18 protein-coding genes, 1 tRNA gene and 1 other annotated feature are annotated in these 19,877 nt (G+C 42.5%); of the genes, 6 read left to right on the top strand and 13 right to left on the bottom strand.

The features are described 5' to 3' along the window. Positions 1-67: 67 nt before the first annotated feature. Positions 68-144: transfer RNA gene (locus H4W00_RS07930), tRNA-Ile, on the top strand. Between the two features lie 270 nt (positions 145-414). On the opposite strand, the gene H4W00_RS07925 is transcribed toward H4W00_RS07930, so the two are convergent. The 5 genes from H4W00_RS07925 to H4W00_RS07905 form a co-directional block, all read right to left on the bottom strand. After that, positions 415-714: a hypothetical protein gene (locus H4W00_RS07925; RefSeq protein WP_209957009.1), complete on the bottom strand. Its 300-nt coding sequence runs from the start codon at positions 712-714 to the stop codon at positions 415-417. A gap of 136 nt (positions 715-850) precedes the next feature. Continuing rightward, positions 851-1,051: a hypothetical protein gene (locus H4W00_RS07920; RefSeq protein WP_209957006.1), complete on the bottom strand. Its 201-nt coding sequence runs from the start codon at positions 1,049-1,051 to the stop codon at positions 851-853. Between the two features lie 367 nt (positions 1,052-1,418). After that, positions 1,419-1,970, bottom strand: coding sequence for a DsbA family protein (locus H4W00_RS07915; RefSeq protein ID WP_209957005.1), 552 nt, complete (start codon positions 1,968-1,970; stop codon positions 1,419-1,421). A 270-nt stretch (positions 1,971-2,240) separates the two neighbouring features. Further along, complete coding sequence (locus H4W00_RS12750) at positions 2,241-2,426, bottom strand: MIT C-terminal domain-containing protein (protein ID WP_442966443.1); 186 nt, start codon at positions 2,424-2,426, stop codon at positions 2,241-2,243. Positions 2,427-2,518: 92 nt separating this feature from the next. Then, a protein-coding gene (locus H4W00_RS07905) for an IS3 family transposase (RefSeq protein WP_442966442.1) occupies positions 2,519-3,738 on the bottom strand; the annotation gives its coding sequence in 2 pieces (ribosomal slippage) (positions 2,519-3,462 and positions 3,462-3,738; 1,221 coding nt in all). Further along, positions 3,347-3,463: a sequence feature (AL1L pseudoknot), on the bottom strand. Its footprint overlaps the gene before it by 117 nt. A 4-nt stretch (positions 3,739-3,742) precedes the next feature. On the opposite strand from H4W00_RS07905, the gene H4W00_RS07900 reads away from it, so the two are divergent. The 3 genes from H4W00_RS07900 to H4W00_RS12615 all read left to right on the top strand — a co-directional run bounded on the left by H4W00_RS07900 (position 3,743) and on the right by H4W00_RS12615 (position 6,121). After that, a complete protein-coding gene (locus tag H4W00_RS07900; RefSeq protein WP_334684920.1) occupies positions 3,743-4,267 on the top strand; it encodes a TonB-dependent receptor domain-containing protein in 525 nt (174 codons plus the stop codon). A 125-nt stretch (positions 4,268-4,392) separates the two neighbouring features. Then, the gene (locus H4W00_RS07895; protein WP_334684919.1) at positions 4,393-5,652 is read left to right on the top strand and encodes an ATP-binding cassette domain-containing protein; all 1,260 of its coding nucleotides are present in this window, start codon (positions 4,393-4,395) and stop codon (positions 5,650-5,652) included. Beyond that, positions 5,621-6,121, top strand: a complete 501-nt coding sequence (locus H4W00_RS12615) for an ATP-binding cassette domain-containing protein (RefSeq protein WP_334684918.1) — start codon at positions 5,621-5,623, stop codon at positions 6,119-6,121. The genes H4W00_RS07895 and H4W00_RS12615 overlap by 32 nt, the downstream gene beginning before the upstream one ends. A gap of 651 nt (positions 6,122-6,772) precedes the next feature. On the opposite strand, the gene H4W00_RS07890 is transcribed toward H4W00_RS12615, so the two are convergent. The 8 genes from H4W00_RS07890 to H4W00_RS07855 all read right to left on the bottom strand — a co-directional run bounded on the left by H4W00_RS07890 (position 6,773) and on the right by H4W00_RS07855 (position 15,655). Beyond that, on the bottom strand, positions 6,773-7,174 hold the full coding sequence (locus H4W00_RS07890) for an ExbD/TolR family protein (protein ID WP_209957002.1): 402 nt from the start codon (positions 7,172-7,174) through the stop codon (positions 6,773-6,775). Positions 7,175-7,315: 141 nt separating this feature from the next. Then, entirely contained in the window at positions 7,316-8,026 is a 711-nt protein-coding gene (locus H4W00_RS07885) for a MotA/TolQ/ExbB proton channel family protein (protein ID WP_209957001.1), read from the bottom strand. Between the two features lie 124 nt (positions 8,027-8,150). Then, positions 8,151-9,047, bottom strand: coding sequence for an energy transducer TonB (locus H4W00_RS07880; protein WP_209957000.1), 897 nt, complete (start codon positions 9,045-9,047; stop codon positions 8,151-8,153). Between the two features lie 218 nt (positions 9,048-9,265). After that, positions 9,266-10,033, bottom strand: a complete 768-nt coding sequence (gene fecE, locus H4W00_RS07875) for a Fe(3+) dicitrate ABC transporter ATP-binding protein FecE (RefSeq protein ID WP_209956999.1) — start codon at positions 10,031-10,033, stop codon at positions 9,266-9,268. Further along, on the bottom strand, positions 10,033-11,064 hold the full coding sequence (locus H4W00_RS07870; protein ID WP_334684917.1) for a FecCD family ABC transporter permease: 1,032 nt from the start codon (positions 11,062-11,064) through the stop codon (positions 10,033-10,035). Before H4W00_RS07870 ends, fecE begins: the two co-directional genes overlap by 1 nt. Positions 11,065-11,255: 191 nt before the next feature. Further along, positions 11,256-12,338, bottom strand: a complete 1,083-nt coding sequence (locus H4W00_RS07865) for a FecCD family ABC transporter permease (protein ID WP_209956998.1) — start codon at positions 12,336-12,338, stop codon at positions 11,256-11,258. 42 nt (positions 12,339-12,380) lie between these two features. Continuing rightward, the gene (locus H4W00_RS07860; RefSeq protein WP_209956997.1) at positions 12,381-13,457 is read right to left on the bottom strand and encodes an ABC transporter substrate-binding protein; all 1,077 of its coding nucleotides are present in this window, start codon (positions 13,455-13,457) and stop codon (positions 12,381-12,383) included. A gap of 80 nt (positions 13,458-13,537) precedes the next feature. Further along, complete coding sequence (locus tag H4W00_RS07855; RefSeq protein ID WP_334684916.1) at positions 13,538-15,655, bottom strand: TonB-dependent receptor; 2,118 nt, start codon at positions 15,653-15,655, stop codon at positions 13,538-13,540. 318 nt (positions 15,656-15,973) lie between these two features. Here H4W00_RS07855 and H4W00_RS07850 point away from each other — a divergent pair, with 318 nt between their 5' ends. Together H4W00_RS07850 and H4W00_RS07845 are read left to right on the top strand one after the other, a co-directional pair. Continuing rightward, complete coding sequence (locus H4W00_RS07850) at positions 15,974-18,076, top strand: TonB-dependent receptor family protein (protein WP_334684915.1); 2,103 nt, start codon at positions 15,974-15,976, stop codon at positions 18,074-18,076. 464 nt (positions 18,077-18,540) lie between these two features. Beyond that, positions 18,541-19,776, top strand: coding sequence for an ATP-grasp domain-containing protein (locus H4W00_RS07845; RefSeq protein WP_209956994.1), 1,236 nt, complete (start codon positions 18,541-18,543; stop codon positions 19,774-19,776). Positions 19,777-19,877: the final 101 nt, after the last annotated feature.

Below are 19,877 nucleotides of genomic sequence, written 5' to 3'. Positions count from 1 at the left end.
GTTGACTACTTAATATCTTTTACTTGAAAAATTAAAAAAATCAGGTATGATTGTGCGTCTACCGTTAGGGCCCATAGCTCAGTTGGTTAGAGCAGAGGACTCATAATCCTTTGGTCGTTGGTTCGAGTCCAACTGGGCCCACCATATATTGAATCAGGCTTGTTCGCAGCGATGCGACAAGCCTTTTTTTATGGGATTTTTGGAATATATAGGATTGTGGCGAGCCACATAGAAAGTTGGGATATTTGTTGGGATAGATTATACCAACGCGGAGATATACCAACATGCCATTAACTCATACTATTATTAACAAGCTAACCCCAAGTGAAAAATGCACCCCTAGCCGCCCTGATAAGTATAATAGACCTCTTGCAAAAGTAGCATCATGATTTAGAATGAACGTATCACTCTCAATCAGATGATCACAATTGCGTAAGCCAACTCTGTAATTTCAGGCTTTTCACACTCATGAAGCACAAGAATAGATTTTGACATCAGGAAACGCTCAACATCACGTTGAGGAAGATCCTTCAACTTCTCGATTATTGCATCGTTGGGGAAGGAGCGACTTTCTGTGGTTTTTTTACAACGTTCAAAGGCTTGAGTGTACATCGCAATTTTACTCGTGATGTAGTGATGGTTGCTATCAGGTGTTTTAGCTGTAGACCATTGCGTTACTGTCATAAAAAATAAAGTGAATATAATTCTCAGCATCTCAATATCCTCCGCAGCCTTTGTCTACTGCATCCCAGAACTGTCGTTACTCGTAACTTAGACTTCCAGTGAGGATTCGGAGTTTTGCAACTTGGCTAATTCTCGCTCGAATCATATCAGGCAGAGCGCTCATGGCCTACGCGAAAAGCACCCAGTCCATGGAGTGAAGGCTATAGGTGGCTTTTGCGACATTATTACCAATAAATATGGTGGCCAATACCCCTGAAAGCATTACAACTTCGAGTAAATTTTCCGCTCGCTGAGCTCTTCTGATTTCATCCAGAGCATCTTCATCCGCTCGGTCTAACTTAAGCCTACTGATATCAGGGCATTCCATGCCAACTTCTCCTTTGGTTTTTGAGTATTAAATCTTAAACAAAACTGTGTGTATAGCCATAACGCTGAGTTTAGCGGCGACCTTGTAATGAAGGCGAAGCCGCAATGAAAAAGGCGTGCGGCGGCCATCGGCCACGTACTACAGCGACTTGTAAAAACACCCGAAGACATCGTGGTGCCAGAACTTGTCTTTGAACCACGGCTCATTCTCGGGAGTACACAAGGCCGCGAGAGGCTTGGCTGATAATCTGTAACGCTCCAAAAGCGCAAGGAGATCTCTCATGGCTACTCGTCTACTTCAGTCGTTGTCGATATAGATCATGGCGAACCAGCTGTTGTGGCGAAGGATATAAGGTCGGTGGCGAGAGTTAACGAAAGCGCTTGACCCATTCACTTACATCATCGCCGCTGCCAATCCCTGGATCGATCAGGCCATCGACCATGAAAGTGGGCGAGCCGTGGATGCCGTTCTGGCGTGAATATTTGGCGTGGCGTTTGATCTCGCGTTCAAGATCAGGGGTTTCAAATGCTGTGGTGAGTGCCACGCCGCTGTAGTCTTCCAGTCGCTGGATAAGTTCATCTGGCGTAGTGCGGCGGTTGGCGCCACTACAGTGATTCTCAAACACGAATTCATCGCGGTGCTCACCCACTGCGGCCATGACCCGATAGGCGTTGGCTTTACCGCCCTCAAGCGTTGACGCGGCAATAATCGCGCGGATGATAATGCTGGAAAACAGGTGCCAGGGCTGGGAGTGAAGCCAAATCTGCACGCAGACGTGATCTTCGCCAGCCTGGCTGAAAAAATCATTTAGCTTGTTAAAGGTTTTTACCGAAAACGGGCAGGTCGGCTCCAGAAAGATCTCGAGCAGGCGTGGGCCGTGGCCCCAGACGAGCGGGTCGGCGTGCCATTGATGAGACATAGTGAGGATTCCTCTTTGTTAGGTACGGACTGCAGATGCTTGTTTCAAGCGATTAGGAGTCTAGCTTAGCATAAAGGTATATAAGGAAAAGGAGCGTGCTGAGGTGGTGATCCCCCTTAGAAACCATAGTGCTCAAAAGTAGAATTTTCCGTCCCGGGGCGGTTCAGTATACGACCCTGAGTCGAGCAACCACGGAATATACTTTATAAATTTAATTTGGAAGCTAGAGCTTGGTATTACTGATTCTATTAACATTTTTCTTCATTTAATTTATTTTTTAGATATATCTACTCTAGTCTCTACACATTTTCGTAATAGTAAATTATTACTACCGATACCAAATAAGCTATCAGGTTTTTGATAAAAGTCTAACCCTCTATCAATCTTAAAAACCCATCCATTATCATGCAGCATGTGCTCATTGATCTGTAGTTCAAGCTCAATATCTATCTCCATTAAACTCTGCTGAAGCTCATTCAATCTATCTGACATTTCTTTAATATTAGTACTGAACCGCCCCGACTATATCGGAGGTTGATTTACTTGAGTCAGGCAGCAATGCCTGACAGGGTTAAATTATCATAATACCGCTTTTCAAACTCAAAAGGTGACACATAACCAATCGCACTGTGCAAACGAGTCTTATTGAACCAATCTACCCACTCAAGGGTCGCCAACTCAACATCGTTCATACCACTCCATTGCTCTTTTAAATAATGAATCACCTCGGATTTATAAAGCCCATTAACCGTTTCGGCTAATGCATTGCCATATGAATCACCGGTTGTACCAACAGAGGCTATAACGCCAGATTCAGTCATCCTATCGGTATAGCGAATGGATAAGTATTGAACCCCTCTATCACTATGATGAATCACATCTTTGGGCTTGTTTCTATCAGACAGTGCTTGTTTTAAAGCGTCTAGCACCATATCGGTATTCATACGGTTAGATACTTTCCAGCCTACAATAGCGCGTGCAAAAACATCAATGATAAAAGTGGTGCAAACCCAGCCACTCATTGTTTTAATGTAAGTGAAGTCGGCAACCCATAACTGGTTTGGACGATGGGCGGTAAAGTTACGATTGACTACATCATCAGCTCGCTTTTGGTCGTCACGGCTGTTGGTGGTTATCTTACCTTTACCACGCCAGATGCCTTGCAGGCCATACTGCTTCATTAAGCGCTCTACCGTACATCTGGCCACATGAAGGCCATCCGCTTTTATCTGCTGCCAAACTTTACGAGCACCATAGCGGCATTTGCTGTCTTCCCATATGCACTCAATTTCACCAATCAGGTAATAATCATGCTGATGACGCCTGGAGTACTTCTCGGGGTTATCTGCTAAGTCTTTGGCACGATAATAGGTAGATGGGACAATCGGTAGGACTCTACAGATTGGCTCGATCCCGTACTTATGCTTGTTATCATCGATAAACTGAACCATCACTGAGGTGGGCGGTCGAGCTCCGCCTGGGCGAAAAAAGCGGCTGCTTTACGTATAATCTCGTTGGCTTGCTTCAGTTCTTTATTCTCGCGCTCAAGCTCTTTGATACGTTGATCTTGGTTTTGTGCTTGTACGATTGCTGGAATACTCTGCTCAATATGCTTTTTATGCCATGCTCGTAGAGTTTCAGGGGTGCAGCCTATTTTAGGGGCAATCGCTTGTATGGCTGACCATGTAGAGGGATAATCGTCCGATGCTTCAATAAGCATGCGAACGGTGCGCTCTTTAATTTCAGGGGTGTAGTTTTGTCTTTTCATTGTCGTGTTCTCTCAGAATGTTGAGCCTCCGACAATCTCATGGCGGTTCACCTTTGTGGCTGCTGGTGAGAACCGCCATCAAGGGGCTGAATTATCTGTATTTGGTAGTCCCAGTGAAAATATGCGACTCATCGCTGGCGTGAGCTATTTAAGTGCAAAGCAGAATGACACGGGCACTGTCGCGTTAGATGGCAATAGAGTCATCGGTATCCCTAAACTGCAAAGCAACGTCAACCTCGAATATGATGTCGCCGCACTCTCAGGATTAACCTTAACTGGCGATATTATCCACACGGGCGCGCGTTATGCAGATGCCGCAAATACCTTAAAAGTTGACGGTTATACCACGTTAGATATTGGTGCCCGCTATCGCACTATGCTGGCGGGACAGGACGTGACGCTAAAAGGCGTGGTCACAAACGTGACGGGTGAAGATTATTGGCAATCTGTTGGTGGTCTGCCAGGCTATGGTTATCTAAATGCTGGCGAACCCACTGCGTTAAAAGTGTCCGCCACTTTCGACTTTTAAACCCTATTTTTTAAAGCATACTCGTTAAAGCATATTTATGACATTTTAATAAAAGGGATTAGGACCTACCTACTCCCTTTTATGCCTTCAAAAATACGTAAAATTCATTCTATTATTGAGCCATTATGTCTTCTCGTGCCTCGTCTTCTTTATATCATATAATTTGGGTTCAATATCGCCTTCCCTTTCTCAAAGTCATTCTGCTTAACTTAGTCAATGCGGCGGTCAGTGTTGGCATCATCGCTTATATTAATCACACCTTTATCAGCCAGCCCGTTTTCAATACCTTATCATGGGTAAGCTTGGGCTACTTTTCAGCCTTAGTACTGCTGCTGTTAATCACTACTTTTTTATCACAATATACCTTGACCCGCTTGGGACATAAATTTGTTTATGAACTCAGAACCAAACTCGTTAAACAAATTATCGACACCAAAGTACCTCAGATAGACCATTTGGGTAGCGCGCGGTTATTAGCCAGTCTGTCATCAGACATTCAATCGATTACAGTCGCCTTTGTAAGAATGCCGGAACTGGTTCAAGGGGTTATTTTATCTATTGGGGTTTCACTTTATCTGGGCTGGCTATCATTGCCATTACTATTTATCGTCATGTTTTGGATTCTAATGACGATTTGGATAAGCACCATTTTGGTCAAGCATGTTTATCATCATTTGACAGAATTAAGAGAAATTAACGACGATTTATATCAAGATTATCAATCGATAATAGAGGGACGTAAAGAGCTGGCGTTAAACCTTCACCGAGCCGAAAAATTATACAAAAATGACTTTTTAAGTCATGCTAAGTCCTATAAAGAGCGTGTTATTAAGTCTGATACGTTTCATTTATCTGCAGTGAATTGGTCTAATATCATGATGTTCGCGGCGATTGGCGTAATATTTGCGGTGTCAAATCAGCTTGAGATACCGATGGGTGTCGCGACTACTTTTTCTTTAACAATTTTATTTATGCAGTCCCCACTACTACATGCTGTAGGCGCTTATCCGACCTTACAAACGGCTCAAGTCGCCCTAGATAAAATCCACTCTTTAGAGCTCACTGACTATAAACCAAAATTCGTTACTGATGCCGCTATAAAAGACTGGCAATCCATATCGTTAACAGATATTAGATATCGTTACGAAGGCATTAATAATAGTGCAAAGGATTTAGCGGTTAAAAATAATGGCTCCGAAAATCGTAGTCATGCTAGTGACATATTAAGTGAAGTCAATCTTACTCTCAATCGTGGCGAGGTGGTCTTTTTGATAGGGGCTAATGGTAGCGGCAAGTCTACTTTAGCAAAGATAATCACAGGGATTTTCACTCCTACCACGGGTTCTGTAAAAGTTGACCAACAAACCATTTTCAGAAGCCAATAATGTTGATTATAGACAGCTTTTTTCTGCCATTTTTAGCGACCAGCATCTTTTTAAGCAACTGGTAGGCAGTCAAGGCAATGATCCCGATATGAGTTTAGTGACGGCTTGGCTGCATAAATTAAACTTGCAAGATAAAGTCAGTGTTACCGATGACCGATTATCAACAGACAAACTATCACAGGGACAGCGTAAACGGTTGGCGATGTTAACCTCAGTGGCCGAACAAAAAGACATTCTACTACTTGATGAATGGGCGGCTGACCAAGACCCTGCTTTTCGCCGAGTGTTCTATCAAACATTAATCCCTGAATTAAAATCGATGGGTAAAACCCTATTTATTATCAGCCATGACGACGGCTATTTTGAGCATGCTGACCGATTGCTACTGATGAAAGAAGGTAAACTGATAGAATTAAACGAGGAAGAACGACAGCGTGCAAGTGCTGATGCGATATCTATGTTGAACTGAGTATGACTAGAGTTGAGCGCATTTGTAATTTGTGTGGATAAAAGTGCTTGCACGTGAGAAGAAACAATTAAAAACGGTACAACTATCATGGATTGATTTTAGAGGTAAAGCCTATAGGTTTTCTTCCTGAAACTTTAAGGATGTCAGTGCTTACTTAATTTAACTCAATAACTGTTTAATAAACTATACAAGTCAGCGACGCGTTCAGCTCGACAAAGAAATCTAGAATGTCCCGAGATAAAAAATTAGGGTATTTGGTTTAAAGATCAGTAGTAATATTAATTATGCGCAATAAGGTTATTGAAGTATATAAAGATACTGGAAACATATATCTCTTAATCGAGAGTATCCAAAATTATACCAAACTCAAAAAATACGATTAGATGTGTCAAACTTGTTTAACCTACAAAACGTAGTGCCTACACTCGTTTTCTTTGCTGCTCCAATTTTTGGAATGGTATTAGTTACCCTACAACCTAATCACAAAGCATTTAGTAGCAGCATAAAAAAGCCTCGCTAGGTTGCCCAAGCAAGGAGGAAGATAAAGCCTATTATTTTATTTATTTTTCTTATTATCTGAGTTTTTTTGCTGGTAGTAGAGCTGGTTTATATAAGTAGCCTACTGTTGTAGATAACTCCTATTATTAATTGCTATTCGTTCACGAAAGCAATCTTACTCAGTCCTGCTTGGCTAGCAGCAGCCAATACTTGCGCGACCGTATCGTATTTACCCTCTTTATCCGCACGCAATTGTACAGAAGGATCCTTACCAGTAGCGCTCTGTTGTTGCAGACGCGCTTCCAACTCATTCATACTAATAGGGTCACTGTCCCAAAATATGCCTGCATCTTTATCAATACTGATTTGAATGACTTCTGGCGGCTGCTCACTAACTACTGCACTGGTTTTAGGCAAATTTAAAGGTACTGTTGGATTCAAAACAGTCGCCGTCAATAAAAAGATAATCATCAATACCAACATGACATCAATAAGTGGAATAAGGTTCATCTCATTCATACTTTGAACGTCATCATCACCTAATTGAAATGCCATAATGTCCTCAATATACTTTTAATAGTGTGGTAATACATTTATAAGGGTATAAGTATTCTAACTAAATGTTCGCTCGATCCTAGAACAAACTATCCAATACAACCCTTTTTATAGCTCTTTTATATCTACTTTATAACATCTTTATAAGCGAGAGGTAGATGCACTATGAGGATAAGTATTTTTTTCATCAGAAGGGACACTGCTATCACTATTAGCGCTTTTGCTATCAGGATTGCTAAGAGTAGTAAAAGTCTTTTTAACTAGCGTTTGTGGCTTACTTGATGTATGTATCTCTGTTAATTCAACAGACAGTGCCAATAAATCATGAGCTTTATCATTGGCATGGTACATAACGCAGCGATTGATACGCACCGCAAGGTTATAAAACACCACAGCTGGGATGGCAACTGCGATCCCTAAGCCCGTCATAATGAGCGCCTCACCAACGGGTCCTGCCACTTGTCCAAGCCCTGCTTGACCGCTAGTACCGATATTATGTAGCGCATGAAAAATCCCCCACACTGTCCCAAATAGGCCAATAAATGGCGCAATAGCAGCAGTCGTACCTAGAATAGGCAGTCCGCGCTCACTAGCAAAGCGGTAACGACCGATATGCTTTAATAATGTCTGTTCTATGATTAAGCGATGAGTAGCCATATCAAAATCAATAAGCGCAGGACGCTTAATCTGAATCTGCTGACTCAAATCATCAGCAACACAGGCTGCTAATTTGCGACTCTGCAGTACGCGAATAATACCAGTCATCCAAGAGATGACGGATAAGGCCAGCAACACGAAGAATAGGCTTTTAGTCACCATGTCGCTATATTGCCAGTAGCTTGTAAAGTCCATGCCAGACTCCTTAGTATTTTATGCAATCATATAAGCCCGCTGCGACTACCGCATTTAGGCTTATTTCGAAAAAATTATAAATAGCTGTTCTTTAGAAATAATGAGCTTTATAAATAACTAATTTTTAGGGTACTGCATATTTGATAGGTAAAGTCACATTGCCTACGACTGGTATGCCATTTTTCATAAAAGGTCTGAATTTGCCAGAACGTACTTGCTGCTGAGCCTCTCTATCGAGTATGGCATTACCAGAAGATTGTGCTAGGCCCACGCTATCAATACCACCTTGCTTATTAACTTGTAATACTAAGACCACTTTAAAAACATCACCTGACTTGGTACCACGTTTGGCACGAGCAGGAAAATTAAAGTTAGGTGAGGACGCCCAATTGGCATTACTAGCATTAAAATTCACCGGTGTATTGCTTGCTATGGCAGCGGCTTTTTCAGCAGTTCTATCATTGGCGGCTTCTGCTTTTGCACGTGCAGTGTCTTGAGCTGTCTTAGCTTCTCGTAAGGCTTCAGCATGGGCCTGTTGGGTGGCCTTTTCGGTTTGTACTGCCAACATTTTACGTTCGTTATCGGCTGCTAAAGCATTTGCTTGAGCTGAAGCATCTGCTTCTTGTGATTTTGTCTGTTGTTTGATTACAGGCTTACTTTTTACGACTTTCGTTGTGGTAGTAGGCTGAATATCGATTTTAGGCTTCAGCGTTTCTTTTTTCGCAACGGGTTGTATTGTTTTTTTAGGCTTTACCGTAGGCTTAGGTTTTACGTCAGATTGCGTTTTAGATGGTTTTAGGGACTCCAATTCTGCTATTTCTACTGTCGGCTCTTCAAATGGAACAGGCGCTGACATCAATTGTATTTCTATAGGTGGGGTTATTTTAAGCGGCTCAATAATAGTTATAGGGGCTTTTACCATCACCAATGTCATCGCCGTCAGCAAATGTAATACGACAACAGAACCCATAACCGTTAATGTTAATTTAAGCGGTGGCACGTTAAAATTCGTTGAACCCATAACACCCTAATAATTGTCTGAAACCAAAGTTTCTTAATGATAATGTAAACGATAACTATTATCAATAAATTTAATCATTATATTTCTATTATTGATTCTTGCTTTCTACATTACCTCTTTAATCTGAATAGATTTAGCTATAAGATCGACGAATCTTACTTTCGTCACTACCTACGCTGCCCATGAATAGCGACGCGCCATTTAGGATATAGGGGTTTCTATAAATATATACACATCGGTGAACCAGCGATAGGATCGGTAATGACTTTGGCTTGCACCTCAAATATTTCAGCCAGCATCGCTTCTGTCATTATCTCCTCAGGTGTTCCCATAGCTTTTAATTCACCAGATTTCAGGACAACAAGTAGATCACAATATCTAGCTGCTTGGTTGAGGTCATGAAGCACAACAATCAGGCTTTTACCCTGTTCTTTTAACCCCCGAATAAGCTTCATGAGCTCTATTTGGTAGGAGATATCTAAATAAGTGGTTGGCTCATCTAGCATGATAATATCGGTATCCTGTGCTAAAACCATAGCGAGCCACGCACGCTGCTGTTGCCCTCCAGATAAAGCTTCAAGTGACGTCTCGGCCAGAGATTGAATAGACATCTCATTCATTACTCTATCCACTATCTGCTGATCTACAGCGCTTAATTTACCCCAATGCGAAACGTACGGTGTCCTCCCATACTCAACTAACTGTCTGACCGTTAACCCTTCAGGATTGGTTTGAGCTTGTGGCAATACCGATATCTGGCGAGCAATCTGCCGACCAGACAAGTGAACCATATCTTGTTTTCGTAATAGGATTTTACCAGACTGAGGTTGGATAAGACGACACAACCCTTTTAGTAGCGTAGATTTTCCACAACCGTTAGGGCCAATAAGACCCACTACTTTATTTTCTGGCAGCTCAAGTGACAAGTTTTTAATAACGGTCTGACCACCGTGATAGCCAAGCTGTAGTTTATTAACCGATAGCATTACCACCCCCGATAGCGAGAAAGTAAAAAGATAAAATAAGGGGCGCCAATCACTGAGGTCAAGACCCCAGCCGGCAGCTCAATAGGTGCAAATAAACTGCGAGCCAATAAATCTGCAGTCACCAAAATAATGGCACCTATCAGCGCTGAAGCAGGCAATAAGATGCGATGCTGATGCCCGAAGAGTATCCGAGCAATATGCGGAGCCAATAGACCAATAAAACTGACCGTCCCTGCAACGGATACGGCCAAACTAGCAATGACTACTGCCGTTAACAACGTGGTAAATTCTAATGGTTTTACGGATACCCCAAGATGATATGCCGTCTGCTCTCCAAGTCCTAACACATCCAATCGCCAAGCCAAATACATACTAACTGCCATCAGTACGGTAAATATTACGGTTAGCATTGGGATATGTTGCCAGCTGCGACCCCATAAACTACCCGTTAACCAAATCATCGCGGTATTAATTTCAACCGGATAAATCACTAGCAAAAAATTAATCCCACTGGCTAAAAAAGCACTAATAGCGACTCCAATAAGCGCTAATCGTGCCGGCGTGGGCTGTGACACCTGTGCTAATAGCATAATAATACAAAATGCCAATAATCCACCAAGTGAGGCCGCGACAGATAGCCACCAAGTCGGTGCTGTAGGAATCATAACCAGCAACAAGGTCGCACAGAACCCTGCGCCCGCGCTGATTCCCATTAAATCCGGTGACGCGAGAGGATTACGAATGACCCCTTGCACTAATGACCCTGATAGACCGAGGCTGGCACCCACTAAAATTGCTAAGATAGTTCTGGGTAACCGGTGTTGCCAGACAATAAAATCCTTCTCACCGCTAAAGCCTTGATATAAATTTTGCCAGATTTGTCCCATGGTTAATTCACTGGCACCCAAAAATATACTACTGACACTAAGGAATAGTAGCATCACAATAATGAGCCCCAACACTCTACGTGCAGGCTTACGACCAGATAGCGAGTTTGAACGAGACGAAGATGAAGTAGTTTTTGTTATCATTCGTTGCTTAATATGATTGCTTAGTAAGGTTGCTTGATATGGTTTCGAGTAGCATCTGGTTAATATTTAACCGTAGCTGTAATAATTAGAAGTAGAACACCATCTAATTGAAATTTTTGGAATTAACCTATAAATGGCATAAGGGTTATTTAAGTTTAACGTTTAAAACGATCGAAAACTTAAGCACTCTATCAGCCATCTAGTCGTCGTCTACACGCAAGCGCAATAAATACGGGCGTACCAATCAATGCGGTTAATAAGCCAACTGGGGTCTCCGCTGGATAAGCGACTGCCCGTGATAAGACATCTGCCCAAACCATCAATATACTTCCTAGCAACACCGATAATGGTAATAGTTGCTCATAAGCCATATTAGATACCTGCTTCAAAAGACGCTTGGCAACATGGGGAATGATTAAGCCAACAAACGCAATAGGGCCTGCCACGGCGACACTTACGGCAGTCAGTATAGTAATCAATGCCCCACACGACCACTGTAGTGCTCGAAGGTTTACCCCAAGGCTGCTCGCCACATCATCACCCAATACCAATACATTTAGTTTTGGTGATAGCCACCAACCATACCCCAATGCCAGTATCGATGTAATTGCTAGCACTGGAATCGACTCCCAGCGGCTATTTGCAATAGAGCCTGCCAGCCAATACAACACGCCATAAGCTTGCTCATCTGTAGTAATAAGCGCCGCTCGCGTAATACCAATAAGTAGGGCATTGATAGCGACACCCGACAAAATAAGACGAACGGGATGAACCGAGCGACCAGAAAAATAGCCGGCCAATCCAGCAACAAGGGCACAAGACAGGACGGCGCCAACCATAGCTTGCAAGAAGGTAGATGTTAAAAAGGCAACGCCTAAACCAATAGATGACAATGCAACCACACAAGCCGCCCCTGAATTAATGCCCAAGACCGCAGGAGACGCCAGCGAATTTCGAGTAATCACTTGCATAAGCAATCCAGCTACCGCAAGATTGGCACCCACTAATATCGCCACAAGCACGCGCGGCATGCGGATTTCTATCAATAATTGCGTATTTATCGACGCTGGATAACTGCCATTATGTTGAGTCAATAATGGAATCAGATCAGCCAACGACAATGAAAATTTTGAATAGGCCGTTAACCCTTGCCAGCAGCCAATAAATAAAACTACTAATAGCCCACACCACAATAGCGCACGCAGTACATGGCGCTTTATAGTTTGATATTTAGGCGATAAAGGAGACAAACGATTCATTCGGAATTCAATCATGAAGCCCTGCTCCATTCAAAAGGACGCTAGTGCTACAACGCATTAATTCGACAATTCTGAAGACATGCTTGCACTTTCTCCACCTTTTCGCTTGGCTATCTGTAGCAGCTCGGTAGCCATATGCTCAGCAGACTGCATACTACGATTTAGCGCCCAGTAAGTTGGATCTACTTCGATGACTTGATTTTTTTTGACCGCAGTCAGCTGATTAAATAGTGGGGAGGACTTCCACTCATCATAAAGGGTGTGGTCATTATAGCGACCGATCAATAGCCAATCGGGATCCGCTGCCAACAGTTGCTCAAGGCTAGTGGCAATATACGCGACATCCATCTGCTTAGGGATGGGGCTTTGTATATTAAGATAACTGAGCAAGCTACCCGCATAAGAGCTTGGCCCATGCAGCCACATACCTTTATCGCTAACAATAGCAAACTGAACGTTTTGACTGGCAAGTCTTGTTTTAGCCAATTGTGACCTTAAGCCGCGCATAGTCTGTAGATGAACGTTAATAACTTGAGACATTTTTTGATCTTGATGTACGATATGACCGACCAATTGAGCCGTCTGTATGTTCTCTACATAGCTCTCGCCGCGGCTTTTTAGCACCACCGACGGTGCGATTCGACTAAGCTCCTCAGCGATGACGGTATGGCGCTCTTCGTCCGCTATTATCAAATCTGGTTTTAAATCAGCGATTGCCTCAAGGCTAGGCTGATACCGTGAGCCAATGGAGGTGTAGTCTGAAATCTGTTGGGTAAATTCGGTAATAATACTGTCAGGCTTATCATCATCTGCAATACCAACAGGCTTGAGACCTAGCGCTAAAACATCCCCTAGAAATGAGTTTTCCATAACCACGATTCGCTTTGGATTATTGGAATACTTTTCAAGGTTGGGCAAGCGCTCTTTGATTTGCTGGTCAGTCAGCAGACGAACCCCATTATTTACGCTCGGCTTAGTTATAGCTGTTTGCGACGTGTCATTACCAGCACTATTAGATAACGGCGATGCAGCGGCTTTATTCTTCTGATTGACAATAAAAATACCACCGCCAATAATAATTAATGCAATAACAAATAAAGGTAAAATAATGCTTAGCCTTGGACGTTGATTCATAAATAGCTTTTCTTAGTTACAATTGAATGTGCACGATTAGGATGTCAGTTAACGATATAAGATAATTATTATCAAATATACTAAAACTCATAGTTGTACGTTAAGAGCCACGTTCTAGGCGCGCCAAGACCAATTTGATTCTTACCCGATGTGCCATTGGTAGCCCCTAATGCATACTCTTTATCTAGGGCGTTATTTAGATTCAACTGCAGGTTATGTTTGCCCATGCTATAAGCGGTCATCAAATCTATCGTAGTATAGCCATCCAGTTCGACTGCTTCTGCGTCTCCGGCGTAGCGATCACTGACATAATTGACCCCGCCCCCAACGCGCCACTGTTCACTTGGTTGATAGGCTGTCCATAAGGAAAAGGTTTGCTCTGGTACATCATTTGGCGTCAGCCCTGTTTTTTTATCTTCTGCATCTAAATAGCTATAGCCTGCAGACACATCCCAATTGTCACGAAGCTTCCCTCGCGCTTCTAACTCTATCCCTTGATGACGGAACTCATCTTTATCAGTTACTTCTCGATTCTTATTGGTTTTTGGGTCTTCTTTATCGATTCGATATAGTGCTGCATTGAGCATAATACTGTCATCATTTAAGTAAGTCTTAACCCCAATCTCTTTTAGGTCAGTCTGATAAAGGGCAGCCAGTTTTGGATTGATAAAAATGCCGGAGTAAGGCAGCTGCCATGATCGCGCCATTGTTGCATAAGCGGAGGTGGCGTCGTTAAAATTATAGACGACGCCTGTTCGGTAGCTGAATTTGTCTTCATTAAGCTCAATGTCCTTACCTTTAAAGCTTTGATTCAAACGCATATTGTCATAGCGGACATTCCCTACTAGTGACCAGTCGCCAATATGGTAAACATCTTGAGCAAAGATACCGGTGCTTTGGGTGCTATTTTTACGAAATGCGGGGAACCCTGGATCAGCAGTCGGCCCTTGCGCTGGATTTGATACTGATTTAGACGGTATGTTTTTATCAGTAGCAAGGGTCAAATCAATATCAATATCATTGTAATCGGCGCCAAATAGCAGCTCATGATTACCAAGATTCCAAGCCAACTCAGATTGTAACGTCTTGCTAGTACGCGGGTCGTAGCCAAAATTATTGACTGTTTGTTCAACTTTATCGTTGATAATATCAGCAGATGATTGACGGGTGCCTTTTTGTTCTAAACTGATATGGCTGTATGAAGCCCGGTTGGTCCATGTCATGTTGTCATTAATGTCAAACTCATGATTGACCTTGGCATTCCACGTGTCTGAATCTTGGTAATCATTGGTGCCGCCATAAAAAGTATTCACTGGCACATCAACAGGCTTACCATTTTTGGACGGGACACCGCGATAAGGGACGAGATGCTGACGCATAAAGTCGATGGATACATCGAGAGTTTGCTGGTCATTCGGCTGCCAGCGAACCGTTGGTGCAATGAAAACATCATTTGAATCGACATGATCAACATAGGAATCACTACGACGATATTCAGCATTTATGCGAGCATTGACAGTATCAGATACTTTATGCGAGCTATCTATTCGAGTCACTACTAAGCCATCGCTGCCAACTTGAGCTTGTACCTTATCAAAGTCATCACCTTCTGCTTTTTTACTGACTAAGTTAATAATGCCGCCAGCACTACCGCGTCCATACAAAGCGCCTGCCGGTCCTTTTACCACTTCTATTCGCTCTACATTGGCCAAACTGCGATAGGACTGCAATTTGCCATCATCACGCATACCATCGCTATAAACATCGTTCAACCCATTGAACCCTCGTAACACAAACTCGTCTCGGCTACCTTCGCCAAGCGTGTTATTCAAGCCTGCAACCCCTTTTACAGCGTCCAACAATCGCACAGCACCTCTATCTTCTAGCTCCGTTTTGGTGACCACCGATACCGACTGCGGCACATCTAGCCATTCTGTATCCGTTTTGGTACCTGATGTTGGTGTATAAGCGGCATAACCTTCGTAGGTTTTAGCGGTGACAACAATTGGCGTAAGCGTTGTTGATGGTGTGGATAGGTTCTGTGCACTATTTTGGCCACTCAATATTGGTGGTTCTGCAAGCGTGTTTTGAGCGGCAGCCTGATGGCTCACTGTCATCGTCAGACCAGCTGTCATCACTGTCACAAACAGTTGAGAACGAATCGCAGTTACTAGAAGCTTGGGTTGATTGTTATGCATATTTAGGTCCATAGAATTTTTGAGAAATTAACAAGGATGCCATTTTGTGATTATCAATATTTAAGGTAATAATTTTCTTATAGCCTGTTAAAAAAGGGAGCGGACAGCTTAGATTATTTATTTTATAAATGATAAACACTTTGCAAATGATAACCATTAGTGTTTATAATTGCAACGTTTGAGTAACATCATTAATCTTTAACTGACATAAATACACACTAAATAATTGGAATTGTTATGATTATTTTTTTTAAACGTTCTGCTCTTTGTCTCGCCTTACTTTGTATTTATCAACAAAGTAGTGCTGAAGTTACGCAGATGAGCAGGGATTCTAGCTTTGAGGAGCGCTCAGACAGTTCCATTAATAACCACTATACAACTGAACAGATTCCCTCTTTTACCGCGGCGCCGATTGTCGTTACCGCTGAAACGTTAGGTGACTCTAGTAGTAATGAGGTAAAAGCATTTGCAGGTAATCGTACGGTTATTGATAATGACTTGATTAAAAAGACGGTTAGTAACTCAATTGATGGTGCGCTACAGTTTGTCCCAGGTGTCAAAATTGAAGATGAAACGGGGACTGGGGTATTACCCAATATTTCCATCCGTGGCTTGCATGCCAGCCGCAGTGGACAGGCGCAGTTTTTGATGGATGGCATTCCTCTAACATTAGCGCCTTACGGTCATACTGGCCAATCTATATTTCCGGCTACTCTCGATAACATTGAGCGGATAGATGTCGTGCGAGGTGGGGCTGCGACCCAATATGGTCCCAATAATGTCGGGGGTGTTATCAACCTTGTCACCAAACCTATTGCTAATGAGACTCAAACTGAGATTGGAACCAGTTCAACGATATTTGAGCAAAACGGTAAGCCATTAACCAGTTTATACGCCCGTCACAGTCGCTGGCTGAATGATAATTTGGGTGTGCAAGTGGAAGCTAACGGTATCAAGGGCGACAGCTTTAGAGATCACTCAGACACTGAAGTCACTAACCTGCAAGCCAAAGCTCTTTGGTATATTGATGACAATCAGGAATTAGAAGGGTTTTTGCAATACTATGATGCCGATACAGAAATGCCTGGTGCGCTTTCGCCATCTGCCTATGAACAAGATCTAGAACAGAGCCAGCGCCCATTTGAAGCGTATCAAGGCAAATCAACGCGCTGGCATGCTAAGTACAAAAACTATTTAGATATCGGTGAGCAAGCGGTTTTAGACCTCACGACTTTTGGACATCACGCCACTCGCAACTTTGAATGGGGGTTTAATTCACAAGCTAACAGTCAAGGAGTGCACTGGGCAGACCCTGCTATTGCAGCGGATAGCTTGCGTACCTCTCCTCGTGAGTTCAATGTTTATGGCGTGGAGCCGAAGTTTTCTATTAAGCTTGGTGATACCAAAAATATCAAACACCACCTAATCAGTGGCGTGCGCTACGTCAATGAAGATATCGATTATAAACTGACCCAAACCAAGCTTGCTGACGGTACTACCATCACACCTCGTGATTGGAATCTACGAACGGATGCATGGGCAGCTTACCTTAGCGACGAGATGAGTCTTATGGATGATAAGCTCAAAGTTACGCCCGGTATCCGTTATGAAAATGCAAAAATGACTTTTAATGATGCGGGTAATAATACTCAAACAGACAATACCATTACTGAATGGCTACCTGGGCTGACAACGTCCTACGCATTAAATGAATCTGATGACACTCTATGGATCATTTATGCCAACGCACAGAAGTCTCTTAGAACACCACAAATTGCTTATATTCGAGGTAAAGGTGAGGAAAGCAGCGAGCTTGCATGGAACTATGAAATGGGAACACGCTACACCACTGATAACCTGCAAGCTAACTTGGGACTGTATCGAATAGATTTTAAAGATCAATTGCAATGGAATAGTGCCGAACAAAGCTTCGATAATGTGGGGCGTACCCTGCATCAAGGAGTAGAAACTTCTATTACTTATACCCCTAAAAAATATGACAACCTAGATTTTGGACTGAGCTACAACTATCTAGACGCCACGCTGCAAGAAGGAGAAGATGAAGGCAATCAATTGCCATATAGCTCTCCGCATCAGTTGGGCTGGCATGCCGGCTACAACTACCAAGAATATAGCGCCACTTTATCCGGTGTTTACTATGCCAAAGCCTATGCCGACAATGCCAATACCACTCAAGAAAGCGTAGACGGCGGCATTGGAGAAACGCCTGCCTATCAGGTTTGGAACTTAAGTCTACAAAAAACGTTACAAGACACTAAGAACGAGAAGCTCTCTGTTCAGTTCGGTATTAATAACTTATTTAATGAACAGTACTATTTCCGAGGTATCGATACCAGTCCTATCGGACGCTATCCAGCACCAGGGCGCTCGTACAAACTAGGACTTAACTATCAATTTTAAATATTAACAAAATTTAAATACTGAGATCCTCAGCAAATCACAACGAGAAAAGTAAATCTGAAATAGATCTACTTTTCTCTAATCAAGTTTTATGTCTTAAAAATATTAGCTATAGCCATTCCGATGTAAAAAAGATACAGCGAGGCTGGGATGTTTGCTTTTAAAATATAGGTTTTGTAGCCTTTGTCTGCGTAGGCACAGCAAGCAAGAAAAATTTATACCAGTCGCGCGTCAAAACACAACGTATCTACTTTATTTAGTATCGACTATAGCCGCTATGTTAGATATAGAAAATGGCTTAGCACCTAACTCAAAACACTCTATGACAAACTTTTGTTATTTTTTAGTAACTAGAGAGCCAACATCTTAATTATATACTTGTAATGATTCTCATTATCATTACAATCAGGTAAATATTAAAAACCCTACTACTATTTATATTCAAGTATAAGAGAAAAATTCCTATGTATGATTCTACGGTTCTAATCTCTCATGTCGTCAACGATGCAGTCATTGAGGGCTTCATCCCCGCTTTATTGAGACAGATGACAGAGCAACGCACCAAACTTATTATCATTACTGACCATAAAGATGCCCATATGGACGCTTTAATAGACACGTCCTTGGGCGCAGACATTATTATCCTTGAATGCGACGTGTTTAACCCTTTAGCTATCATTGATACCTTGAATAACTATCACGTCTCTCCTAATTTGGTGTTTAGCAATAGTGATCATTTACAAGCCTCAACGGCTGTTGTCGCTGGTTTCTTTAATCTGCCCAGTAAAGACTGGCGTCAATGCATTGTATTCAAAGACAAACACTTAACTAGAAAACAGCTAAATTCTGCTAATTTGTACAAACCTAAATATCAATTACTGAGCGCTAAAAATTTAAATCTTGATAATCTCACGATTGGTTTTCCTGTGGTCGCCAAGCCTAAGCAGGGCGTCGCCAGTATGCATGTTCAACTCTGTATGGACAAAAATGAACTTGTCACTTATTGCCAAAACTTTTGGAAATCCACAACAATACCTATTCTGGTTGAGTCCTACGTTCCCGGAACTTTGATTACTTTAGAGACACTTGGCGATGGCGAGACATTGGTGGCCGTGGGCGGCTTTGAGGTAACGTTGACTGAGCCACCGCATTTCGTAGAGCTAGACGCCGTTTGGAATACGCTGTTATGTTTGCGATACCATGATACTTGTTTGTCGATTCTTCGCACCATTGGCGTTGGGCTGGGTGTCTGTCACAGTGAATTTATTATCACTCCCAAAGGTGAGGTGCACTTAGTTGAAATCAATTATCGCAGCATCGGTGATGGTAGAGAGTTTTTATTGAATGATATGTCTCAATACCCTTGGTTTGACACCCTTGTTAGATTACACAAAGGTGTGAAAATTGCTGAGTTAGAGGCGGAGTTCGGTCAGCTTGCCATTAATACTCATGCACGAATTCATTACATTACTGCCCCTCAATCGGGTACGATTCGCTCTGCTCCTGCCTCATTTAAAAAACAAACCCAACAAAGTGTCGTCATCCATCAACCCCTAAAAAAACAGCATCAAACCATCCAACTTACTCACTCTAATAAAGACTATTTGAGCCGACTGCTTGCTTATTCAGACTGCGCTAACACAGTGGATGACATGCTAAGAGATGCCATAAAAGATTTACAGTGGCAGTTTGAATTATAGAAGCTGCAATTACGTGCTACTGGTATAAATTTTTCTTGCTTGCTGTGCCTACGCAGACAGAGGCTACAAAAAATTTATCCCAGCAGCACTGGATCGATTTT

Origin of the sequence: Psychrobacter sp. PL19, assembly GCF_017875835.1 — a bacterium.
Classification (GTDB): domain Bacteria; phylum Pseudomonadota; class Gammaproteobacteria; order Pseudomonadales; family Moraxellaceae; genus Psychrobacter.
The sequence above is the reverse complement of the archived record's forward strand: the minus strand, read 5'-3'. Positions and strand labels throughout refer to the sequence as shown.

Bases quoted from the DNA above. Each gene is read 5' to 3' on its own strand.
- H4W00_RS07895 (WP_334684919.1), top strand. From the start codon at position 4,393: ATGTCTTCTCGTGCCTCGTCTTCTTTATATCATATAATTTGGGTTCAA.
- H4W00_RS12750 (WP_442966443.1), bottom strand. From the start codon at position 2,426: ATGGAGATAGATATTGAGCTTGAACTACAGATCAATGAGCACATGCTG.
- H4W00_RS07860 (WP_209956997.1), bottom strand. From the start codon at position 13,457: ATGAATCAACGTCCAAGGCTAAGCATTATTTTACCTTTATTTGTTATT.
- H4W00_RS07855 (WP_334684916.1), bottom strand. From the start codon at position 15,655: ATGCATAACAATCAACCCAAGCTTCTAGTAACTGCGATTCGTTCTCAA.
- fecE (WP_209956999.1), bottom strand. From the start codon at position 10,033: ATGCTATCGGTTAATAAACTACAGCTTGGCTATCACGGTGGTCAGACC.
- H4W00_RS07850 (WP_334684915.1), top strand. From the start codon at position 15,974: ATGAGCAGGGATTCTAGCTTTGAGGAGCGCTCAGACAGTTCCATTAAT.
- H4W00_RS07925 (WP_209957009.1), bottom strand. From the start codon at position 714: ATGCTGAGAATTATATTCACTTTATTTTTTATGACAGTAACGCAATGG.
- H4W00_RS07865 (WP_209956998.1), bottom strand. From the start codon at position 12,338: ATGATTGAATTCCGAATGAATCGTTTGTCTCCTTTATCGCCTAAATAT.
- H4W00_RS07880 (WP_209957000.1), bottom strand. From the start codon at position 9,047: ATGGGTTCAACGAATTTTAACGTGCCACCGCTTAAATTAACATTAACG.
- H4W00_RS07890 (WP_209957002.1), bottom strand. From the start codon at position 7,174: ATGGCATTTCAATTAGGTGATGATGACGTTCAAAGTATGAATGAGATG.
- H4W00_RS07870 (WP_334684917.1), bottom strand. From the start codon at position 11,064: ATGATAACAAAAACTACTTCATCTTCGTCTCGTTCAAACTCGCTATCT.
- H4W00_RS07885 (WP_209957001.1), bottom strand. From the start codon at position 8,026: ATGGACTTTACAAGCTACTGGCAATATAGCGACATGGTGACTAAAAGC.
- H4W00_RS07915 (WP_209957005.1), bottom strand. From the start codon at position 1,970: ATGTCTCATCAATGGCACGCCGACCCGCTCGTCTGGGGCCACGGCCCA.
- H4W00_RS07920 (WP_209957006.1), bottom strand. From the start codon at position 1,051: ATGGAATGCCCTGATATCAGTAGGCTTAAGTTAGACCGAGCGGATGAA.
- H4W00_RS07845 (WP_209956994.1), top strand. From the start codon at position 18,541: ATGTATGATTCTACGGTTCTAATCTCTCATGTCGTCAACGATGCAGTC.